This is a genomic window from Delftia sp. S65 (genome assembly GCF_016516495.1).
Lineage (GTDB): Bacteria > Pseudomonadota > Gammaproteobacteria > Burkholderiales > Burkholderiaceae_C > Comamonas > Comamonas acidovorans.
Genome location: NZ_JACVUR010000032.1, coordinates 40,431 through 60,439, shown reverse-complemented (window position 1 = coordinate 60,439; position 20,009 = coordinate 40,431). Strand labels below are relative to the sequence as shown.

The following is a 20,009-nucleotide window of genomic DNA, read 5'->3' as shown; positions in this document are numbered from 1 at the left end:
ATCGAGGCACAATCGCGGCTTTGCGCCATGACCGTGTTTTCATTCCCGAAAGTAGCGACCTAGGGACGACTTGGCGTGAGCGACGAAGGCAAATGAAATGAAAAATGCAATAGGTATCTTGATTGCCCTGATTCTGACGGCTTGTGGTGGTGGAGGCGGAGGCAGCACCGAGAATCCACCTCCCGTGGTCAATCCACCCACCGAGCCGGGCAATGGCGGCAATGGCGGCAATGGCGGCAATGGCGGCAATGGCATTCTGACATTCGACCCTCCCCGGCTGGAGGCTACTGTCATGCAGGCAGAGTCGCTGACGCTGCAAGTCGTCGGCACCGCCTCCTCCAGCATCCAGGAACAATTGAATCTGCGGCTGGAAGTCACGGCTGACTTCTCTCCCGAAGTGGCGTTGGAGCAGTTGGGTGCCCGCCAGTATCGGGCCCGACTCAAGATCTCCGAGAGCGCAGCCAGCGGCAAGCGCTCAGGCTTCATCAACGTATCTCTCTGCCGCGATGACCCCACTGTCTGCGCCTCCCCCTATCCAGGATCGCCCTGGAAGCTGCCCTACCAACTCAACATCATCTCGACTTCAGATAATCTGAAGCCGCTGAGCAAGCTCGATGGCGCCTCGACCTGGTCCAATTTCCAAGGCAATGCGGGGCACACAGGCTATGTCGCAACGAGCAAGTGGCTTGATCCTGCGAACTTCAGCCTGCGCTGGATGCGGGCCAAGTCCACGGGAGCGGATGGCTCCAGCAGTGAAATGCTGACCACCGGTTCGCACGTGGTCTTCAACGGCGGCTCAGGCGCTGACGAGGCCGTCGTAGCGCTAAACGAGGCTGACGGCAACGTCGCCTGGACACGGCCTCTCCCCTTTTTCGGTAATCCGGTGCTTTCCGCCGGCCATGTCGTGTCCCAGGTGCGGTCGTTCCAATCGTCACTGAAGACTCTGGATGCCGCTACCGGAGCCATCGTGGCAGAGGAAAAGCCGGTGACAACCGGCCGTGAATCCAGCCTCTGGCTTACCGGAGATGCCGATTCCGTCTATGTTGGCGAGCAGCAGCGCCGTGTGGATGCCGCGACCGCCACGGTGCGCTGGATGGAGCCTGAGCTTCCCATCTTCTATCAAGGCGAGCGCGTGGACGCCGTCGATGCCCAGCATGTCTATTCGATGCAGAAAAATGTCTCGGCTCAAGCGGAAGCCAGCTTGGTGATCAAGCGGCGCGAGGACGGCGGTCGGGCCATCGTGCTGGACGATCCCCAGAACATCCCGTACGCCTTCACGGAGAAAGCCCCCAGCACCACGGTGTTGGATGGCGCTGACCGGGTACTCGCCGCGCGCTACGGCTACAGCGAAATCACGATCAGCAGCTTTTCAATCTCACAGAAAAAGCGCCTGTGGACCATGAAGAAGAACTTCCTCAGCGTCCCGATCGTGGCCAACGGAGTGGTTTATCTGGTCTTCGATCCGTTCAGATCAGGCGAGCCAAGGCAATTGCACGCCTATGCGGGCGATAGCGGAGCTCTGCTGTGGTCCATGCCGCTGACGGGCGACAACAATCCCATCAACATCAACGGCCTCACCTACCAAGTCGTTGCCGTCAACAACCTGATTTTCATATCCAATCTGTCAGCCGAAAAGGGCAACTACACCCACGCAGTGGACCCAGCGACCCGCAAGATAGTCTGGCAGTTGCCGGCCAGCGGACGCTTGGCCGTATCCGACAACGGCCTGCTCTACATCGCCAGACCCAATAAGAGCCTGCTGGCCATCAATCTGCAGTGAGGTAAAGGTGAACCTACAGCGCCGAACAGGCGGACGCTGCAGGGAGCAATGCAGTGGGCCATGCAGTGAATGCCCGGGAAGCGACAACCCTTGTTGAGGCTTGCACCCTCTACAACATCGGCCCCCGCATGGCTCAGACCCGGCACACACTTAGCAGGCCCGCTATTTCAGCAGGAAGGTGACGGGCACGCGCGTCCACATGCTGTCCGGCACGCCGTCGCGCGTGCCGGGGACAAAGCGCCACGTCCGCACGGCGTCCAGCGCCTCCTGGTCGAGCAGAGGATAGCCGCTGCTGTCTGCCACATCCACGGCCAGTGCCTTTCCGCTGGCGCCCACCAGAACCCGCAGCACCACCTTGCCTTCCTGCTCCAGCCGCCTGGCTTCCTTGGGATAGGCCGGCATCTTGTTCTCGCTGGCCTGCCTGTCAGGCACAGGCTGCACCACGCCTGCCGCAGCCGGGCCACCGGCCAGCAGGCCCAGGGTCAATGCAAGGATGGCGCAGCGCATGCGGGGCATTCGGAAGGCTCCTGGATGGGGACGGGATGGGGGACTGGATGGGTATGGGATGGCAGTCGTGGACTGGTGCGGCCCCGGATCATCGCATGCCCTCCACCCGCCACCAGCGCGGCAGCAGCGCCTGCACCTCGCCGCGCCGATAGCGGTCGTCGATGAGAAAGACCACGCCGCGGTCGCGCTCGCTGCGGATGACGCGGCCTGCGGCCTGGACCACCTTGCGCAGCCCCGGGTAGAGGTAGCTGTAGTCATAGCCCTTGTCCGCGCCGAACTGGCGATCCATGGCGCGCTTCATCTCTTCGTTCACGGGATTGACCTGGGGCAGGCCCAGCGTGGCCACGAAGGCGCCGATGAGGCGCTCGCCGGGCAGGTCCACGCCCTCGGAGAACGCCCCGCCCAGCACGGCAAAGCCCACGCCCTGACCGGCTTCGGTGAAGCGGGCCAGGAAGGCCGCGCGATCCTCCTCGTCCATGGACGGAGTCTGCAGCCAGACGGGCAGATCGGGATGGGCGCGCTGCAGGCATTCGGCCACGCGCTGCAGGTAGTCGAAGCTGCTGAAAAAGCACAGGTAGTTGCCGGGCCGGCGCGCGTACTGCGCGGCCACGAGGTCGGCGATGGGCCGCAGCGAACGGTCGCGGTCCCGGTAGCGCGTGGAGATGTGGCCGGCCACCTGCACATCGAGCTGGTCGGCCTGGAAGGGCGAGTCGGCCTCCAGCCAGTGCGTGCCTTCGGGCAGGCCCAGGATGTCGCGGTAGAAGTGCGGCGGGCTCAGCGTGCCCGAGAACAGCACCGAGGCATGGGCCGCTGCATGGCGTGCCGCCAGGTGGGGCGCGGGCACCACGCAGCGTATGCACAGCGTGGAGGCCGGCGTGCGACGGGGACCTGAGCGCCCGGGCAGCAGGTAGACATCGAACAGCGCATGGCCGCCGAACTGCTCGGCCAGCGCCATGAACTGCAGCGCCTCCCAGTAGAAATCCAGCACCGGGTCGCCGGGCAGCATGGGGCTGTCGGCATTGGCGTCGGCGATGGCCGCCACGGCGCGCTGCACGGCGCCCAGCAGGCCTGCGGGCACTTCCTCATGGGCCTGGTAGCTGGCGGTCTGCTCCCTGTTCAACGCGCTCCAGCTGCGGCTGAGCCGGTCCAGCGCCTTGCGTACGGCACCGGTGGCCGACTTGCGGGCGGCCGCCAGGGCGAACTGCGACAGCTCGGCCGTGTACATGCGGCGCGCGCGCTCGAGCAGGTTGTGGGCCTCGTCCACCAGCACACCGACCTTCCATTGCTGGGCCTGGGTGAGCGCGTACAGCATGGCGGCGCTGTCGTAGAAGTAGTGGTAGTCGGCCACGACCACATCGCTCCAGCGCACCAGTTCCTGGGCCAGGTAGTAGGGGCAGATGTCGTGCGCCAGCGCCACGGCACGCACGGCAGGCGGGTCCCAGGGCGCCTGCTGCAGCGCGGCGGCGCGCGCGGCGGGCAGCCGGTCGAAGAAGCCGCGCGCCAGCGGGCAGGAGTCGCCGTGGCAGGCCTTGTCGGGATGCTCGCAGGCCTTGTCGCGCGCCAGGATGGCGAGCACGCGCAGCCTTGCGGGTGGCGCGGACGGTGCGGGCGGTGCGGGTGGCGAGGGCAGCGGTTGCGGCGCAGCCGGTTCCTGCGGCGGTGGCTGGTGCTGCTCGGCGATCTGCCGGTTCACGCTGGCCAGCGCCTGCAGCGCCAGGCCATGGCCCGTGCCCTTGGCCGTGAGGAAGAACAGCCGGTCCAGGCCCTGGTCCGGCATGGCCTTGAGCATGGGGAAGATGGTGCCCAGCGTCTTGCCGATGCCCGTGGGCGCCTGCGCCATCAGGCACTGGCCGCCCTGCTGCGCGCGCGCCACGCGGTAGACGGCCACGGCCAGCTCGCGCTGGCCCGCGCGAAAGCCCTGCATGGGAAAGCGCAGCGCGGCCAGCGCCGCCTCGCGCGCCGCGCGGTGGGCGGCCTCGCTGCGCGCCCAGTCCAGGAACAGCGCGCATTGCTGCTCGAAGAAGGCGCGCAGCGTGGCCGCGTCTTCCTCCTGCACCAGCACGGTTTCCTCCGAGTTGCCCACGTTGAAATACACCAGGGCCACGCGCAGCCGCTGCAGGCCGCGCGCCTGGCACAGCAGATGGGCGTAGATGCGCGCCTGGGCCCAGTGCAGGGCGCGGTGGTGGGCGCGCACGCCCTCGATCTGGCCCCGGTAGGTCTTGATTTCCTCGAGTTGGCCAACCCCGGCGTCGAAGCCGTCGGCACGGCCGCGCACGCGCAGGTCGCCGTATTCGCCGGCCAGGCTGATCTCGGTCTCGTAGTCCTTGCCCCTGCGCGACTGCACCAGGCTGTGGCCGGCCATGCCCTCCAGCGCGCTGGGCGCGGACGTGAAGCGCAGGTCCAGGTCGCCCGCGCGCGCCGTGAACTCGCACAGCGCGCGCACGGCCACGGTGTAGCTCACGCGGCCTCTCCCAGCGGCTGGCCGCGCCACTGGACATGGCACACGCGCACGGGAATGCCGTGCTCGGCACAGTACTGCAGCCAGCGGATCTGGTTGTCCTGCAGCTTGTCGCCGGGGGCCTTGGCCTCGACCAGTTCGTAGCGGCGCTCGGCCGGCCAGAAACGCACCAGATCGGGAAAGCCCGTGCGGTTGGCCTGCACGTCGCGCAGCAGCCGCGCAAAGAACAGCTTGAGGTGGGCGGCCGGAATGCAGTCCAGCGCCAACGCCAGCAGCGGCGCGCTCAGCGTGCCCCAGAACACGAAGGGCGACTGCAGGCCCTGCTTGTCGGCATGGCGCTGCACGATGACCTCGCGCCAGCTGCCATCTTCCAGATGCGCCAGGCATTCCTCGAACAAGGCTGCGCGGCGCTGCACGAAGTCGGGCGCGGACAGGTCGGCCGGGCCGCTCTGGAAGGGGTGGAAGAAAGCGCCCGGCAGCGGCGCGAAGATGGCCGGCCAGCACAGCAGGCCGAACAGCGAGTTGATGAGCGCGTTCTCCACGTAGAACACCGGCGCGGCGTCGCTGTGCCAATGGTCGCGCAGCACGTATTCGACTGATGCGGGCCGCGCCGGCAGCTCCAGCTCCACGTCCATGCGCATCTGCGCCACCACGGGCGCCAGCGCCGCCGCACGCCCGCGCGCGCCCTGCCCCAGGCTGCGGCGCAGGCGCGGCAGCATGCGCGCCACGCGCTGCAGCTCCTCGTCACTCTCGGGCTGGGCCTGGGCGGCCTGGGCCAGCGCCATGGCATCGGCAAAGCGCTCCATGCGCTCGTACACACGCATGCGCCGGTGGCGGGCGCCGGGGTAGCGGCTTTGCGCATAGGCCTGCTCGGCACGCGCCCAGTCCTGCATGCGCTCGCAAGCCTGGCCTATGCGCAGCAGCACCTTGGCGCGGCGCTGCTCCAGCCAGGCGTTGCCGCTGGCGCAGCCGACCACCTGCTGCAGCAGCGCATCGATCTCCACGCCCTCATCCAGCGCCGCGCGGCAGGCCTGCAGGGCCAGGTAGCCATCGACATCGGCACGCGACTGGAAGGCCCGCGACGCCGCATCGAAGGCCACGGCCTCGTAGCGGAACACGCCCAGGTCGGCCAGCACGAATTCCGACCAGTCCTGGTAGAGGTTGCCGAAGAACATCAGCCGAAAGCGCTCGCACAGCGCGCCCACCATCACGCGCCAGGCGGCTTCGCCGGCTGCGACGCCCTGGGGCTGCCATTGCGCATAGGGCCTGTGCGCCTCATGCAAGGGCTGCAGGGCCTGCAAAAGCTCGGCCTTGCGCAGGCCTGCGTGAAGGGGTGAGCCTGCGAACAGCTGCAGCAGCTCGGGCTTGGTGTGCAGCGCAAACAGCTCCTCCAGCGCCATGGGGTGGTCCGCGTCCAGCCAGCCCAGCTCCAGCAGGGGCGCGGCCGCGTCGGCAATGGCGGGAATCTCTTCGTACACCAGCTTGCCGGCCCGAAACCAGGGCCCGCGCCGCATCAGCAAACGCACCATCAGCGCCCGCGAGGGCTGGGGCAGCTGCGTGAACCGGGTGAGGAATGCCTGCTCGGGCGCGTCCAGCAGATCGCCGTAACGCTGGCCAATCCAGTCCAGCGCGCGCTGGAAGTTGTGCAGGTAGTAGAAGCGGTGGGGAGGGAGCATGGGCCTGGCAGATCGGGCAGCCAGGCCGCTCGAAAACTGTATCTTTATACAGTCATCATAGCAAAACAGGAGTGACCACTTCGGAGGGAAGCGCGCTTGTCTGCAGGCTGGCGCAAGCCCAGAATTGCATCTGTTTTGATGACAGAGGGCCCGCCATGCGGATCACCGTGACGATCGACGATGCCTTGTACGAAGAAGCCCTGAAGATGTTGGAGCCAGGCATGGACGAGGCAGATCTGTTCCAACAGGTCCTCAGAACTTTCGTGAGGGTGCAGGCAGCCAAACGCCTCGCAGCACTTGGCGGCAGGGCAACCGATATGCCGGACTCCCAGTAGATTGCGTGTCGCTGGCCCTCGCCTACAGACTAGCTTTCCACCAAAGGCAGCACGATGCGCAACGCATGGCAGCATGCGTATTGACCACCCCCTGCCAGGAGGACCAGGGCATGGCGGCGATACGGCCACACGCTGCCCTGGGACCCGCTCTCAGATCACTTACGGATTGGCTATCACCTCGTCAGCATCCGACCAATAGCTGATCAGGCGTGTATAGACAAAGCCGGCGGCAGGCTTGTTGGGATCACTGATGCTGAACAACACCACCTTGCCTGCGTCACGGGAGTCATAGTTGGCCGAGTAATCCGACCAGAAGGTTGGCAGGCTGAATACGGTCTGGCCCGTACTCTTGTCCGTTGCCCGGACTGCGTGGCCGATGCTGCCGTTCTTGGAAATGCTTTCGATCACCAGTCGATACCAGCGCAGTTCCTCGAGCTTGGCCTCGCCGATGGCACCACGCGGATATTGAGCGGACGGACGATGGTGCGAGTCACCGTTGTCCTTGGTGTTGGTGATCTCAATTTCCTCAAGCGCCACGCTGCCTGGCGAATAGCCCCAATTGCCCGCAATGACAGCACCGCCACGGTTGTCACCCGCCACACTGTATGAGCCTTTGTGCCTGGCAATGATGCCCATGTGGCAAGCGGCCAGATAGCCATCGCTGAAGCGCACATCCATCACGATGGTGTGGCGGTTGTTGGCAGGGTTGTAGTTGGCAGGACGCCCCGTGTTGTCGAACACGAGCGCATGCGGATTGATATGCCGCGAATCGTAAACAAGAGGGAAACCCGTCGTGCTTTTGTACTGCTGGATGTTGTCCGGCGGCATGTACTGATCCGAGACGAGAACCTTGGAAACTTGAGCCATGGAGGCCTCCTATTCAATGGATGGAGTCGAAGGCGCTCGGCGGCACTCGGGTGGGGGGTTCGCTTGGACCCTCAGGGAATTCAACGTGCCGCAACGCGGGCACTTGATGTTCAGTAGCTGAAAGACGCCCATGGCGAGCTTTCGATTGCAGTTCGCGCATCTCACTTCCTGCTCCATGCGCTGCCTCACTGCAATGGTTGAAACAACATGCCGTCGAACACCAGAAATGGCAACGTACCGCCGCTGAGAAGGACGGCGTTGAAGCCGACAGGAGAGCAACTGGCAAAACAAAACATGAGGCCTCGGCACAGTGGATTTCAGGAAGTCCGCCGTATGGCTTGGGCGGACTTTTATTGTGCTGGCGCGAAACCTGTAGGTAAAACTGTGCCGGACGTAGCTGCACCGCTTACGTCGAGCAAGCCTGTGGTCGAGAGACAGGCGCCTGCACGCGCTGGCCCAGCGGTTTGGCATTGCCTGCCGGAGCGTCTTGCCGTAGGGCCGGTTTCCCTGCTTCTCGAAGGGCTGGGCCCGGCGCACGGCGCCCGCTCGGGTTCGCACAAGCGCGCGCGACACGCGCTAGAAATCCGGCCTGCGCATCCTCGACAAGGCGTCCTGCCGATTGACGGCTCCCAGCTTGCGGTAGATGTTTTCCAGGTGCCGCTTCACCGTGCCTGTACGCAACTCCAGCATGGTGGCGATTTCTGCGTTGGTGTTGCCGTTGGCGACCCATTGCAGCACTTCACGTTCGCGCGGGCTCAGCACGTCGGCAGCCGACGAGTCCGGTGAGAGCGCCTGCCATGCCGCCTGGCTGATTCGCTGCTGCTGGCTCAGGCGCCGCCACTGCGCCTGCGCATGCGGCCCCAGCAAGGTCAGCGCCATGCGCTCCGCCGCGGTGTAGCCGCGCGAGGCGCGTGTGACATTGAGGGTCAGCATCGCGCCGTGGCCCAGGTCCACGTCCAGCGCGAGTCCGTCCTGCTGGCCAACCTGGGAGTAGGCCTGGGCATAGAGCGCCGTCCGTTGCCATTGCCCGCGAGTCAGCAGGTCGGAAATGCTGGCGGCCTGCGTCTGGCGCTGCCGATACAAGGGGTTGTCGGCCAGATGCCGGTGCACCGCAGCGTTGACTTCGGAGGAAATGGCACGCACCGGATCGTAGGCCGTGTAGCCACGGACTTCCGCAATGCCGGAGAAATCCACCACCCGAATGTCACCCGGCACCACCAGGCGCAGCGCGTGCAGCAAATGCGTGGCCAGCGCGTGCAGATCGGGCGCGCCGTGCACCGCGAGGATGGCCTGATTGAGTTGCCCCAGTTGCTGCGTTGACAGGGTCATGTCGCGGAATCCAATGGCGTGCTCGAGGTGCTGGCGATAGGTGGGCCGGCCGAGGCCGCATTTTCAGGCCTGCGATGTGCCGCCGGCACATTTTCACGATCTTCGCAGAAAGCTAAGGTCACGCGGTCCGCAACAACAACGCGCGGGTCTGCCCGGGACACGCAGCGCAACGGGAGGAACCGTGCACGCTTTTCTTCACAGACGCCTTCTACGCCTCTGGCTTCTGTCAGTGCCTGGCGCGCTGTGCAGCCTGCTGGCACTCAATGGCCAGGCCGCGACCATCGTGGTCAATACCACGGACAACGCGCCCGGTGCAGCGGACTGCAGCCTGAATGAGGCATTGACCAGTGCCCAGATGGATGACGGCAGTTGGGGCAACGGCGCATGCGTATCGGGCAATGGCGCGGACACCATCGTGTTCGACCCGGCCGTCTTTCCGGCAGGCAGCCTCACCGCCATTGCATTGGCAGGCCATTCCATCGATCTCAACTTCACCACCTCGGACATCACGATCGACGGGGACCAGCGGGTGGCGCTCGATGGGGGCAATGCCTCCCGCCTGGTGTCGGCCCAGGGCAGCGGTGTCCAGCTCACGCTGCGCGGGCTGACACTGCGCGGCGGGCAGACCGCCGCCAGTGAAGACGGCGGCGCCATCTACCTGGACAACGGCGTCACCCTGCGCCTGGAGCGCAGCGTGGTGCAGGACAGCACGGCCGGCATCAACGGCGGGGGACTGTACAGCCGCGACAGCACGGTGACCATCGTGGACAGTGTGTTCAGCGGCAACCAGGCAGGGGGACAGGGCGGTGCCATCTACAGCACGGGCAGCGGCTCGCTGACGGTGGAGCGCAGCCGCCTGTCCGGCAACACGGCCCGCACGCTGGGCGGGGGCCTGCGCAGCGGGGTGCCGACCACCATGACCGACAGCACCGTCACCGGCAACGTGCTGGCGTCTCCGGGCTCGGGTGCCGGCGTCTCGTTCACGCTCACCCGCCCCCGCACACTCCACGGCAACCAGATCACGAACAACGCGCCCGGCAACAACTGTGGCGGCGAAACGTTCACGGGGACGGGCAACCGCTACTGGCCGGCCAGCGATACCAGTTGCCCGGCGGCGGCAGGTGCCATCGCCAAAGCGCCGCAGGCCATCACCTTCACCACGGCACCACCGGCCGGCGCACGGGTGGGGGATACCTATGACGTGACCGCCGTCGGAGGCGCCTCGGGAAACCCCGTCATGTTCGCCGTGGATGCATTGACCGCGGCGATCTGCAGCGCCTCCGGCAGCACCATCCGCTTCCAGGCCGCAGGGACATGCACGATCAACGCCAGCCAGCTCGGCGATGCAGACCATGACGCGGCTCCGCAGGCGGTGCAGATGGCGGCGGTGGGACAGGGCCCCTCCCGTGTCACGCTGACCTCCAGCGCCAATCCCTCGCGTTCCGGGCAGTCGCTGTCCTTCTCCGTGGTGGTCGCACCCGATGTCTCCCTGGACACCGCCGCCGTCCCCACGGGAACGATCGAAATCCTGGCTGGCGGCCTGTCGCTGGGCACGGCGGGTTTGTCCAATGCCAGGGCCATCATCGCCACCACCCAACTGACGGTGGCCGGCCCGCATGCCATCGTGGCCCGGTACGGCGGCGATGCGAACTATCTCGCCGCGGACAGCGGCGCATGGACCCAGACCGTGGAGCCCGCATCCCCGGCCACAGCCACCCCCCGTGCCTGCGCTGGGCCCCTGGGGAGTGCTGCTGTGCGCCGTGCTGACGGGATGGGCAGGACTGCGGCTGCGCCGCGTGCACGGCACCTGATGCGGCACCTGATGCAGCACCTGATGCCGCCGCCTGTCCGCAGGCCTCAGGCCGAATGCATCCAGCGCTGGTGCAGCCACCGCGCCGCATGGTCCAGCGCATAGCCCAGGGCGCCGATCAGCACCACGGCGGCCATCAGCTCCGAATACGCGAGGCGGTCGCGCGTGTCGAGGATGAAGTAGCCCAGGCCGGCCGATACGCCCAGCATTTCTGCGGGCACCAGCACGATCCAGATGATGCCGATGGCCAGGCGCACGCCCGTGAGGATCTGGGCCGTGATGCCGGGCAGCACCACGCGCAGCACGGTCTCGGTGCGCGTGGCCGACAGGCTGCGCGCCAGCAACAGCCAGTTGCGGTCCAGCTGGGCCACGCCGGCCGCCGTGCTCAGCAAGATGGGCCAGACGGCGGCGAAGGCCAGCAGGAAGTACACGGGCGCGTCGCCCACGCCCAGCACCATCACGGCAATGGGCATCCACGACAGCGGCGAGATCATGCGCAGAAACTGGAACACGGGCGAGAACGCCTGCGAGAACCCGCGCGACAGGCCCACCAGCACACCCAGCGGCACGCCGACCACGAAGGCCAGCAGCAGGCCCACGGCCACGCGCTGCAGGCTCAGCAGGGTGTGCATCCAGATGTCGGCGCCCGTCAGCAGCTGGCCCAGCGCCTGCAGGGAAGGCCAGGGCGCGAAGGCCGCAGCCACGGGCGTGCTGCGCGCCAGCAGCGCGCCGCCCACCCACCACAGGGCCAGGACCAGGGCCGCGCCCAGCAGCGGCAATCCAATACGTCGCAACACCTGGCTCAGACCACGATGGTTTCGCGGCGCGAGAAATCGGCCGGAATGCCGAAGACCTGCGGGCCGCCCACGGCCTGGATGGCCTTGCGCACGAAGCGGTCGTCCACCAGGTCGGTGGCCGCGAACTTGGGCTCCAGCTTGTCGAGGAAGCGCGTGTCGCCCTCGACCTTGGTGGCCTTGATGGCGCGCACCAGCTGCTCGGTGTACGAGGGATAGGGATAGGGCTGGAAGTCGATGCGCCGCTGGTGCCAGCCCTTGTTGACGACCACGCCGCTGGCCTCGTAGCTGGCGTAGTCGGTGGCGGCCAGCACCTTGGACAGCGTCTGCTGCGGATGGGGCGTGTAGCGGCGCTCGCCGGTGCTCGACAGCAGGCGCGCGGCGGCCAGGCGGTTGTCGCGCGTCCACAGCTGGGCCTTGACCACGGCATTGGTCACGCGCTGCGCCCATTCGGGCTTGTCGGCGATATCGCGCTCGGCCAGGAAGGTGACGCAGCAGGCGTGGTCCTTCCAGACATCGCCCGAGAAGCGCAGCATCTTGCCCACGCCCGCGATCTCGGCGGCGGCATTGAAGGGCTCGGCCACGATGAAGCCCGCAATCGACTTGCCGGCCAGGGCCGAGACCATTTCGGCCGGTGCCAGCACGACGAGGTTGACCTCGTTGGCCGCAATGGCGCCGCCGCGCGCCCGCGTCACGGCCGTGAGGCCGGCCTTGCGCAGCACGTCCTGCAGCAGGATGTTGTGGATGGAGTACCAGAACGGGATCGCCACGGTCTTGCCGCCCAGGTCCTGCACCTTCTGGATCTCGGGCAGCACGGTCAGGCCCGAGCCGTTGACGTGGTTCCAGGCCACGATCTTGGCGGGGAACTTGGCGCCGTAGCGCACCCACAGCGTGGAGGGCGTGAGCAGGTGGATGACGTTGACCTGGCCCGAGACGAAGGCCTCGACGATCTGGGCCCAGGAGCGGAACAGGCGCGGCGCCTCGGCCTTGAGGCCTTCGGCCTCGAACAGGCCGTTGCCGTGGGCCACCAGCAGCGGCGTGGCGTCGGTGATGGGCAGATAGCCGATCTTCACGGGCTGGTCATCGCCCTTGAAGGCCTGGGCGCGCGCATCGCCTGCGGCCAGCAGCGGCGCGGCCACCGAGGCCATGGCCAGCGCGCCCAGGCGCAGCATGTCGCGCCGCGTGAGGCCGCAGCCGCAGTCCGACGAGGCACAGATGTGGGTGTAGGAAGGGTGGTCCTGGAAGCTCATGCGAAAGACCTTTCAGAAGAGCATGGTTGAAGTCGAAGAAATGGCGGATCGGCAGGCGAGCGGGCGGGCAGGCAGGCAGGCGAGCCGGATCAGGCCTGGGCCGCATGGCGCACGCCGTGCAGGGCCGAGAGGATGTCCAGCCGCAGCGCGGTCACGGCGGCGGCCTGCTCCTCGCGCGGGCGCGCTATGTCCACGCGCCATTCGCGCACGATGTGGCCGGGCCGCCCGCCCATCAGCAGGATGCGGTCGCCCACGAGGATGGCCTCGTCGATGTCATGCGTGACCAGCAGCGCCGCCGTGTGCCAGCGGTGGACCACGTCCACCATCAGCTCCTGCATCTCGGCACGCGTGATGGCGTCCAGGGCCGAGAACGGCTCGTCGGCCAGCAGCAGCTGCGGCTCGCGGGCCAGGGCGCGCGCCAGGGCCACGCGCTGGGCCATGCCGCCCGACAGCTGCGAGGGGTAGAGCGCGCCGCTGCCGCCCAGGCCCACGGCCTGCAGCGCCTGCTCCACGCGCTGGCTGCGGGCCTCGGCCTCCAGCTTCGGCTGGCGCTCGAAGTCCAGGCCGAAGCCCACGTTGCGCCGCGCGTCCAGCCAGGGCAGCAGGCTGGGCTGCTGGAAAACGAAGCCCGCGCGCGGGTGCGGCGCGGTCAGCGGCTGTCCGAGGAACTGGAGCTCGCCCCGGCTCCAGGCGCCGCCGTCCGGCGACTCCAGGCCGCCGAGCACGCGCAGCAGCGAGGACTTGCCGCAGCCGCTGCCGCCGAGCAGGCAGACGATCTCGCGCGGGGCAATGCTCAGGGAGATGTCCTCGAACACGGCCTTGCCGGGCGCATAGCCAAAGCCCGCGCCGCGTGCCTGCAGCACGGGCGCGGGAGCGTCAGGGGAGAAAGCTTCCGTCTGGGTCATGAACTGGTGGTTGCCAGGGCCGCGCCAGCCAGCGCGCCCTGTAGCTGCGTGACGCTGGGCGTCACGATGGGGATGAAGGCCGCCTCGCGCCAACGGCGCGCAAATCCCAGCGGCTGGTCGCGATGATAAGCGCGCCCGCCGCTGGCGTGCAGCTCCAGCTGCAGGGACTGCTGCACGATGTCGTTCAATTCCAGGCGCAGGCGGAACAGGGCTTGAGGTCGGTCAAGAAAACGCCCATCGGACAGCCCGGCATGCAGCGTGGCCGTGGCCAGTTCCAGCGCGTGGCGCTGCTGCTGCAGCGGGCCGCCCAGCACATCGCGCCCGGCGCCGGCACGGGCCGAGGCCGCCGCCAGCGAGGCGCGCGCCAGGCCGATGCACAGCCCCAGCTGCAGGCCCATGAAGGCGGGCCGCACGCGCGGCAGGAAATGGTTGGCGTCGGCATGGATCACATCGGCCGGACCGATCTGCAGCCCCTCGATGGACAGCGCCGCCGTATGGCTGCCGCGCAGCGCGATCAGGTCCAGGTCGGCGCTGCGCTGCAGGCCCGCCGCATCGCCGGGCAGCGCGGCCACGAAGGGCTTTGCACCGTCGCTGCGCGAGACGGCGACGGCCACCACGAAGCGACCCGGCGGCACCAGGTTGGTGGCCCAGGGCACGCGCCCGCGCAGTGCAAGGCCGTCGGCGCTGTCGGCGCCGACAGCGCCGACGGGCGTGGCCTCGACCTGCAGGGCCTCGATGCCGCCCAGGTACTTCATGGCGTTGGACAGGCCCGTGGCGCCCGCCTGCGTGCCTTGCAGCAGGCCCGGCAGCCAGCGCTGGCGCAGCGCCGCGTTGGACGACTGCAGCAGGTATTCGACAAAGGCGCGCTGCGCCCAGAACACGAAGCCCGCCGTCAGCGAATGCCCGGCCACGCCGGCAATGGCCTCCAGCGCATCGCCCAGGCTGCCGCCCTGCCCGCCCTCGGCCACGGGCACGCCCAGGCCGAACAGGCCGTGCTGCGCCAGCCGGGGCAGCACTTCGTGCGCATGCGCAGGGCCTTCGTCCAGGGAGTCGGCATGGGCGTCCAGCCACTGCCGCAGCGAATCAGCCAGCATGTGCGTTCTCCTGCGGTTGTCGGAACTGTTCGGGCAGATAGGGCTGCAGCTGCGGGTTGACGGGGCTTTGCGCCAGGCTGTTGGCAAAGTTGCACAGCGTGGCCAGGCTGATGCCCAGCACCACCTCCAGCGCCTGCTGCTCGCTCAGGCCGGCCGCATGGAAGGCGGCCAGGGCCTCGTCGGCGACGGCGCCGCGCGTGGCGATCACGACTTCGGCAAAGCGGCGCACGGCGTCCAGGCGCGGCTGGCCCGTGTCGCGGCCGTCCTGCAGCGCCACCACCTCGGCCTGGGTCAGGCCGGCCTGCTTGAAGGCCAGCTTGGTGTGGCCGGCCACGCAGAAGTCGCAGCCATGGATGCGCGCCGCCGTGATCTGCACCACCTCGCGCTCGGCCAGCGTGAGCTGGGCGCGCGCGTTGATCTGGCCCACGGTCACATAGGTCTCCAGCGCCTGGGGCGAGTTGGCCAGGATGGCGATCAGGTTGGGCAGGAATCCGTTGCCGGCCAGGGCGCGCTCCACGAAGGGGCGGCTGGCTTCAGGAGCGGTTTGCGGGGTGTGCAGGGTCAGGCGTGCCATGGTGCTTTGCAGGAATGAAGGAATGCCTTCATGATCGGCCGCGCCCCCCTTGCCATCAATGCCGCCGCGTCGCGGATTTATGCCCGAACGTGTCAACCCGCAGGCAGATGCAGCGGGCTCGGATGGCGGCTCAGCAGCAGCGTGCCTGCGCGCGCTGCCAGGCGCCGGGCTGCTCGCCCATCACGCGCTTGAAGGCACGCGAGAAGGCCGCATAGGACTCGTAGCCCACGGCCTCGGCCACCTGGCCTATGGCCTCGCCCTGGGCCAGCCGGCGCGCGGCCAGCTGCATGCGCAGCAGCAGCAGGAATTGCTGGGGCGGCTGGCCGCAGGCCTCGGCAAACTGCCGAAAGAACGTGGCGCGCGACAGGCACACGCGCGCGGCCATGTCGGCCACGCTCCAGTTGCGGGCCGGCTCGCGCAGCAGCTCGGCCACCAGCGGCGCAAAGCCCGGCCGGCGCAGCAGGCTCCAGATGCCGCACGCCCGCGCATCGCCATGCGCGAGCTGGCGCAGGCCGTAGAAGAACAGCAGGCCCACCAGCCGGTCCATCACGGCCGAGGGCTCGGTGCCCGTGCGCAGCGCCTCGGCGCGCATCAGGTCGAACAGCATGGAGGCGCCGCTCATCGCATGGTCGTCGCCGCGCAGCACCAGGTGGTCGGGGAAGGCATCGACCAGCAGGCCGCGCATGGGACCCTCGAAGGTGAAGAAGCCGCAGGCCAGCGCCGTCTCTCCGATGCCGGCATCGCCAGTGGCGGGGCGCATGGCCTGCGGGGCGCAGGCCATGTCCGGGTCGGCATAGGGCGAGATGAAATGCGGCACATCGCGCGAGAGGAACACGCCGTCGCGCGGCTGCAGCTCCACCGAAGGCTGGCCCGGCAGGTGCAGCCAGCAGCGCCCGTCCAGGATCAGGTGAAAGCTGGCCCGCGCGCGCCCCGCCGTGGAGGCCCGCCAGCGCCCGCAGTACTGCCCCACATGGAACACGCTGGCGCGCCATTGCAGGCCGTTGAGCAGGCCGTCGATGACGCGATCGACCTGCGCTTCGGCCGCGCTGTCGGGGACTGGGTCGGGTAGCACGGTGGTACAGGCCAGGCAGTGGAGGGAATGCGGCCGGCCAGTATCGCCACGATGCAGGCGCGGGGGAACGAATCTTTGGGCATATGCTTGTGCCGCAATCGATATCTGGATCTGCATCCAAGTCCGCCCGGCCCGACCTTGGTCCGGTCGTGCCTCAGCGCTGGAAGCCCGAAGGCGGCACCCCGAAATGCCTTTTGAACATGGCCGTGAACGCGCTCTGGCTGGCGTAGCCGCAATCGAGGGCGATGTCGATGATGCGCTCGCCCGCCGCAATGCGGCCCAGCGCGAACATCAGCCGCGCCTGCTCGCGCCACTGGGCGAAGGGCATGCCGGTTTCCTTCACGAACAGGCGCTGCAGCGTCTTGGCGCTCACGCCCAGGCGCTGCGCCCAGTGTTCGGCGGTGGCGGTGTCGGCAGGCTCGCGCATCAGGGTCTCGCAGACCTGGCGCAGCCGCGCATCGGCGGACAGGGGCAGGTGCAGGGGCAGCACCTCGGCGGCGCGCAGCTCATCGACCAGCAGGTGCATCAGGCGCTCGTCGCGGCTGCCTTCGGCATAGTCCAGCGGCACGCCGACGGCGGCCACCACCAGCTCGCGCAGCAGGGGCGACACGTTGACCACGCAGGTGCGCGCGGGCAGGTCCGCAAAGGCCGAGGCGTCGATGTAGGCCGTGCGCATCTTCACATCGCCCGACATGCGCACATCGTGCTCGGCGTCGGCCTCTATCCACAGCCCCCGGTTGGGCGGCACCAGCCAGGAGCCGGAATGCAGCTGCACGGACATCACGCCTTCGATCGCATACAGCAGCTGGCCGCGCGGGTGGGAGTGCCAGCCCGTGCTGGTGCCATGCGCCCAGTTGGCCTCCATGGCGGCCATGGGGCGCCCGGTCTGGTGATACTTGAGGTATATGCGCGGCAGTTCTGCGGCCATGGGGCTTCCCGTCCTGTGCGGTTCTATGCGGCTCTATGCGGCTCTCTGTCCCGATCTCGACAATTGAAGTCAGTATAGAGAGAGACAGACGCGCACCAAACGCCTATCTTCGGTCCCACGGCCCATTGACCTTCGTCAACGCCGGACCCTGACCGTGCCGCCCTGCGGGGCCCTTTCCTCCATGACAAGCAACACCACCACTCTTGGCGCCCCGGGCGAGCTGGGCGCGCCTGCAACGCATGCCCATCCGGCGCCCGCCCATCCAGCACCCAGCCATGCCGCGCAGGGCTTTTTGCTTCGCATCGTCGGCGCCGCCGCCTTTGCCCACCTGCTCAACGACCTGATCCAGGCCGTGCTGCCGGCCGTCTATCCCATGCTCAAGACGGAGTTCTCGCTGAGCTTCGCGCAGATCGGCTGGATCTCCCTGGTCTACCAGGTCACGGCCTCGCTGCTGCAGCCCTGGATCGGCCTGTACACCGACAAGCATCCCAAGCCCTACCTGCTGCCGCTGGGCATGGTGGTGACGCTGGTGGGCGTGGGCCTGCTGGCCCTGTCCACCAGCTACCCCATGCTGCTGGCCGCCGCGTCGCTGATCGGCGTGGGCTCGTCCACCTTCCACCCCGAGGCCTCGCGCGTGGCGCGGCTGGCCTCGGGCGGGCGATTCGGCACGGCGCAATCGACCTTCCAGGTGGGCGGCAACACGGGCTCGGCCATCGGCCCGCTGATGGTGGCGGCCATCGTCATTCCGTTTGGCCAGCATGCGATCGCCTGGTTCATGCTGGTGGCGCTGCTGGCCATCTGGGTGCTGCTGCGCATCACGCATTGGCGCCTGCACCACGCGCCGGCCAAGGTGGTGGCGGCCGGCCAGCATGCGCTGACGGCGCTGAACCGCTCGCAGGTCATCCGCGCGGTGACCGTGATCTGCGTGCTGATGTTCGCCAAGTTCGTCTACATCGCGGCCTTTGCCAACTACTTCACCTTCTATCTGATCGAGCGCTTTGCCCTGCCCGTGCAGCAGTCGCAGCTGTACCTGTTCGCCTTCCTGGCGGCCGTGGCGGCGGGCACCTTCGCGGGCGGCCCGGTGGGCGACCGCATAGGGCGCAAGGCCGTGATCTGGGTGTCCTTCCTGGGCGTGGCGCCGTTTGCGCTGCTGCTGCCGCATGCCGACCTGTTCTGGACGGCCGTGCTGTCCATCGTCATCGGCCTGGTCATGTCCTCGGCCTTTGCGGCGCTGGTGGTCTACGCCCAGGAGGCCGTGCCCGGCCGCGTGGGCCTGGTCTCGGGGCTGATGTTCGGACTCATGTTCGGCATTGGCGGCCTGGGGGCTGCCGGCATGGGCAACCTGGCCGACACCCACGGCATCGTCTGGGTGTACAGCCTGGTGGCCTACCTGCCGCTGCTGGGGCTGGCAACGGCCTTTCTGCCGGAAACGCGGGCCCGGCGACGCTGAGGCGCAGCCTCAATCCGGCTGTATGCCAGCCTGCCGGATCACGGCGGACCAGCGCGCCACCTCCTCGGCGATCTGGGCACGCGCCTCGGCAGGCGTGGTGAAGGTGGGCATGGCGCCCTGGGCGACCAGGGCGTCCTTCACTTCCTGCTGCCCCATCACCTCCTTGAGCGCGCCGCTGAGCCGGGCGACGATGGGAGCGGGTGTGCCCGCAGGCGCCAGCAGGCCGAACATCGACGTCACCTCAAAGCCCGACAGCCCGGCCTCGGCCGTGGTGGGAATGTCGGCAATGGAGGGCACGCGCTGCGCCGTGGTCACGGCCAGGGCGCGCAGGCGGCCGCCCTTGATGAAGGCCTGCGTGGCGGGCAGGGTGTCGAACACCACATCCACCTGGCCGCCCATCAGATCGTTGAGCGCCGGCGTGCTGCCCTTGTAGGGCACATGGGTCAGCGGCACGCCGGCCTGCCGCTTGAACAGCTCGGCCGCCAGGTGCTGGGGCGAGCCATTGCCCGAGGAGCCGTAGTTCAGCCCGGCCGGCCGGCTTTTGGCCAGGGCGATGAACTCGCCCAGGCTGGCCGCCTTTACCGACGGGCCCACGGTCACCACCAGCGGCACGCGGCCCACCACGCCAATGGGCGCAAAGCTCTTGTCCATGGTGAAGCCTGCCGTGGACGCCATGAGCACGCTGTTGATGGAATGGCTGGTCAGCGCGCCCAGCAGCAGGGTGTAGCCATCGGGCCTTTCCTTGGCCACGGCCGCGGCGCCCAGGTTGCCCGCCGCGCCGGCCCGGTTCTCCACCACCACCGGCTGGCCCAGCGCCAGCGAGAGTCTTTGCCCCACCACGCGCCCGATCACGTCGGTGGCGCCCCCGGGCGTGTAGGGAACGACCAGCTTGATGGGCCGGGCCGGATAGGCGCCGTCGGCCAGCGCGGGCGTGGCCAGGCCTGGGCCCAGCGCCAGCGAGGCCAGCAGCGCCGCAGCCAGGGCGGCGCGCCGGTTGGGCGCATGAATGCGACGGATGCGGGATGCAGCAACAACCATGGGTGTCTCCTCCTTTTGTCTTGTGTCGGAAAAACATGCCCGGCACGCACGCCGGGCACGGCTGCATGGTTGGTCAGATAGATTATTAATAATATAGGTGATAACGACGATAATAATCCGCGGCATCCGCCGCTATCCTGCC

18 protein-coding genes are annotated in these 20,009 nt (G+C 68.0%); 4 read left to right on the top strand and 14 right to left on the bottom strand.

What is annotated here, in order from left to right; genetic code table 11:
• Nucleotides 1-97: 97 nt before the first annotated feature.
• The gene (locus IAE24_RS21890) at nucleotides 98-1,780 is read left to right on the top strand and encodes an outer membrane protein assembly factor BamB family protein (RefSeq protein WP_199962336.1); all 1,683 of its coding nucleotides are present in this window, start codon (nucleotides 98-100) and stop codon (nucleotides 1,778-1,780) included.
• 162 nt (nucleotides 1,781-1,942) lie between these two features.
• Here IAE24_RS21890 and IAE24_RS21885 read toward each other — a convergent pair whose 3' ends face one another.
• The 3 genes from IAE24_RS21885 to IAE24_RS21875 all read right to left on the bottom strand — a co-directional run bounded on the left by IAE24_RS21885 (nucleotide 1,943) and on the right by IAE24_RS21875 (nucleotide 6,421).
• The gene (locus IAE24_RS21885) at nucleotides 1,943-2,296 is read right to left on the bottom strand and encodes an energy transducer TonB (RefSeq protein WP_012207609.1); all 354 of its coding nucleotides are present in this window, start codon (nucleotides 2,294-2,296) and stop codon (nucleotides 1,943-1,945) included.
• A 79-nt stretch (nucleotides 2,297-2,375) separates the two neighbouring features.
• Nucleotides 2,376-4,748, bottom strand: coding sequence for a helicase C-terminal domain-containing protein (locus tag IAE24_RS21880; RefSeq protein WP_199962337.1), 2,373 nt, complete (start codon nucleotides 4,746-4,748; stop codon nucleotides 2,376-2,378).
• Nucleotides 4,745-6,421: a VRR-NUC domain-containing protein gene (locus IAE24_RS21875; RefSeq protein WP_199962338.1), complete on the bottom strand. Its 1,677-nt coding sequence runs from the start codon at nucleotides 6,419-6,421 to the stop codon at nucleotides 4,745-4,747. Before IAE24_RS21875 ends, IAE24_RS21880 begins: the two co-directional genes overlap by 4 nt.
• A 155-nt stretch (nucleotides 6,422-6,576) precedes the next feature.
• On the opposite strand from IAE24_RS21875, the gene IAE24_RS21870 reads away from it, so the two are divergent.
• The gene (locus tag IAE24_RS21870) at nucleotides 6,577-6,756 is read left to right on the top strand and encodes a type II toxin-antitoxin system VapB family antitoxin (protein WP_199962339.1); all 180 of its coding nucleotides are present in this window, start codon (nucleotides 6,577-6,579) and stop codon (nucleotides 6,754-6,756) included.
• A 159-nt stretch (nucleotides 6,757-6,915) separates the two neighbouring features.
• Here the strand turns inward: IAE24_RS21870 and IAE24_RS21865 are convergent, their stop codons facing one another.
• The 3 genes from IAE24_RS21865 to IAE24_RS21855 all read right to left on the bottom strand — a co-directional run bounded on the left by IAE24_RS21865 (nucleotide 6,916) and on the right by IAE24_RS21855 (nucleotide 8,952).
• Complete coding sequence (locus IAE24_RS21865) at nucleotides 6,916-7,623, bottom strand: hypothetical protein (RefSeq protein WP_016452681.1); 708 nt, start codon at nucleotides 7,621-7,623, stop codon at nucleotides 6,916-6,918.
• Between the two features lie 9 nt (nucleotides 7,624-7,632).
• Complete coding sequence (locus tag IAE24_RS21860; protein ID WP_080649906.1) at nucleotides 7,633-7,800, bottom strand: Com family DNA-binding transcriptional regulator; 168 nt, start codon at nucleotides 7,798-7,800, stop codon at nucleotides 7,633-7,635.
• Nucleotides 7,801-8,199: 399 nt separating this feature from the next.
• Complete coding sequence (locus IAE24_RS21855) at nucleotides 8,200-8,952, bottom strand: helix-turn-helix transcriptional regulator (protein ID WP_199962340.1); 753 nt, start codon at nucleotides 8,950-8,952, stop codon at nucleotides 8,200-8,202.
• Between the two features lie 229 nt (nucleotides 8,953-9,181).
• Here IAE24_RS21855 and IAE24_RS21850 point away from each other — a divergent pair, with 229 nt between their 5' ends.
• Entirely contained in the window at nucleotides 9,182-10,867 is a 1,686-nt protein-coding gene (locus IAE24_RS21850) for an Ig-like domain repeat protein (RefSeq protein WP_325100562.1), read from the top strand.
• On the opposite strand, the gene IAE24_RS21845 is transcribed toward IAE24_RS21850, so the two are convergent.
• From IAE24_RS21845 to IAE24_RS21815, 7 genes are all read right to left on the bottom strand, one after another.
• The gene (locus tag IAE24_RS21845) at nucleotides 10,810-11,568 is read right to left on the bottom strand and encodes an ABC transporter permease (RefSeq protein ID WP_016448370.1); all 759 of its coding nucleotides are present in this window, start codon (nucleotides 11,566-11,568) and stop codon (nucleotides 10,810-10,812) included. The genes IAE24_RS21850 and IAE24_RS21845 overlap by 58 nt on opposite strands.
• On the bottom strand, nucleotides 11,565-12,806 hold the full coding sequence (locus tag IAE24_RS21840) for an ABC transporter substrate-binding protein (RefSeq protein ID WP_199962341.1): 1,242 nt from the start codon (nucleotides 12,804-12,806) through the stop codon (nucleotides 11,565-11,567). Before IAE24_RS21840 ends, IAE24_RS21845 begins: the two co-directional genes overlap by 4 nt.
• Before the next feature lie 89 nt (nucleotides 12,807-12,895).
• Nucleotides 12,896-13,711 carry an ABC transporter ATP-binding protein gene (locus IAE24_RS21835; RefSeq protein WP_199962342.1) on the bottom strand — a complete coding sequence of 272 codons (816 nt, stop codon included), beginning with the start codon at nucleotides 13,709-13,711 and terminating at the stop codon, nucleotides 12,896-12,898.
• Nucleotides 13,708-14,805 (bottom strand): acyl-CoA dehydrogenase family protein, encoded by a 1,098-nt coding sequence (locus tag IAE24_RS21830; RefSeq protein WP_200016387.1) that lies wholly within the window; start codon nucleotides 14,803-14,805, stop codon nucleotides 13,708-13,710. The genes IAE24_RS21835 and IAE24_RS21830 overlap by 4 nt, the downstream gene beginning before the upstream one ends.
• The gene (locus IAE24_RS21825; protein ID WP_199961974.1) at nucleotides 14,795-15,379 is read right to left on the bottom strand and encodes a carboxymuconolactone decarboxylase family protein; all 585 of its coding nucleotides are present in this window, start codon (nucleotides 15,377-15,379) and stop codon (nucleotides 14,795-14,797) included. Before IAE24_RS21825 ends, IAE24_RS21830 begins: the two co-directional genes overlap by 11 nt.
• 130 nt (nucleotides 15,380-15,509) lie before the next feature.
• Entirely contained in the window at nucleotides 15,510-16,451 is a 942-nt protein-coding gene (locus IAE24_RS21820; RefSeq protein WP_199961973.1) for an AraC family transcriptional regulator, read from the bottom strand.
• Between the two features lie 154 nt (nucleotides 16,452-16,605).
• Nucleotides 16,606-17,379, bottom strand: a complete 774-nt coding sequence (locus IAE24_RS21815; RefSeq protein ID WP_063328453.1) for an AraC family transcriptional regulator — start codon at nucleotides 17,377-17,379, stop codon at nucleotides 16,606-16,608.
• 181 nt (nucleotides 17,380-17,560) lie between these two features.
• On the opposite strand from IAE24_RS21815, the gene IAE24_RS21810 reads away from it, so the two are divergent.
• Complete coding sequence (locus IAE24_RS21810) at nucleotides 17,561-18,829, top strand: MFS transporter (protein ID WP_063328454.1); 1,269 nt, start codon at nucleotides 17,561-17,563, stop codon at nucleotides 18,827-18,829.
• 9 nt (nucleotides 18,830-18,838) lie between these two features.
• Here IAE24_RS21810 and IAE24_RS21805 read toward each other — a convergent pair whose 3' ends face one another.
• Entirely contained in the window at nucleotides 18,839-19,867 is a 1,029-nt protein-coding gene (locus IAE24_RS21805) for a Bug family tripartite tricarboxylate transporter substrate binding protein (protein ID WP_199961971.1), read from the bottom strand.
• Nucleotides 19,868-20,009 lie beyond the last annotated feature (142 nt).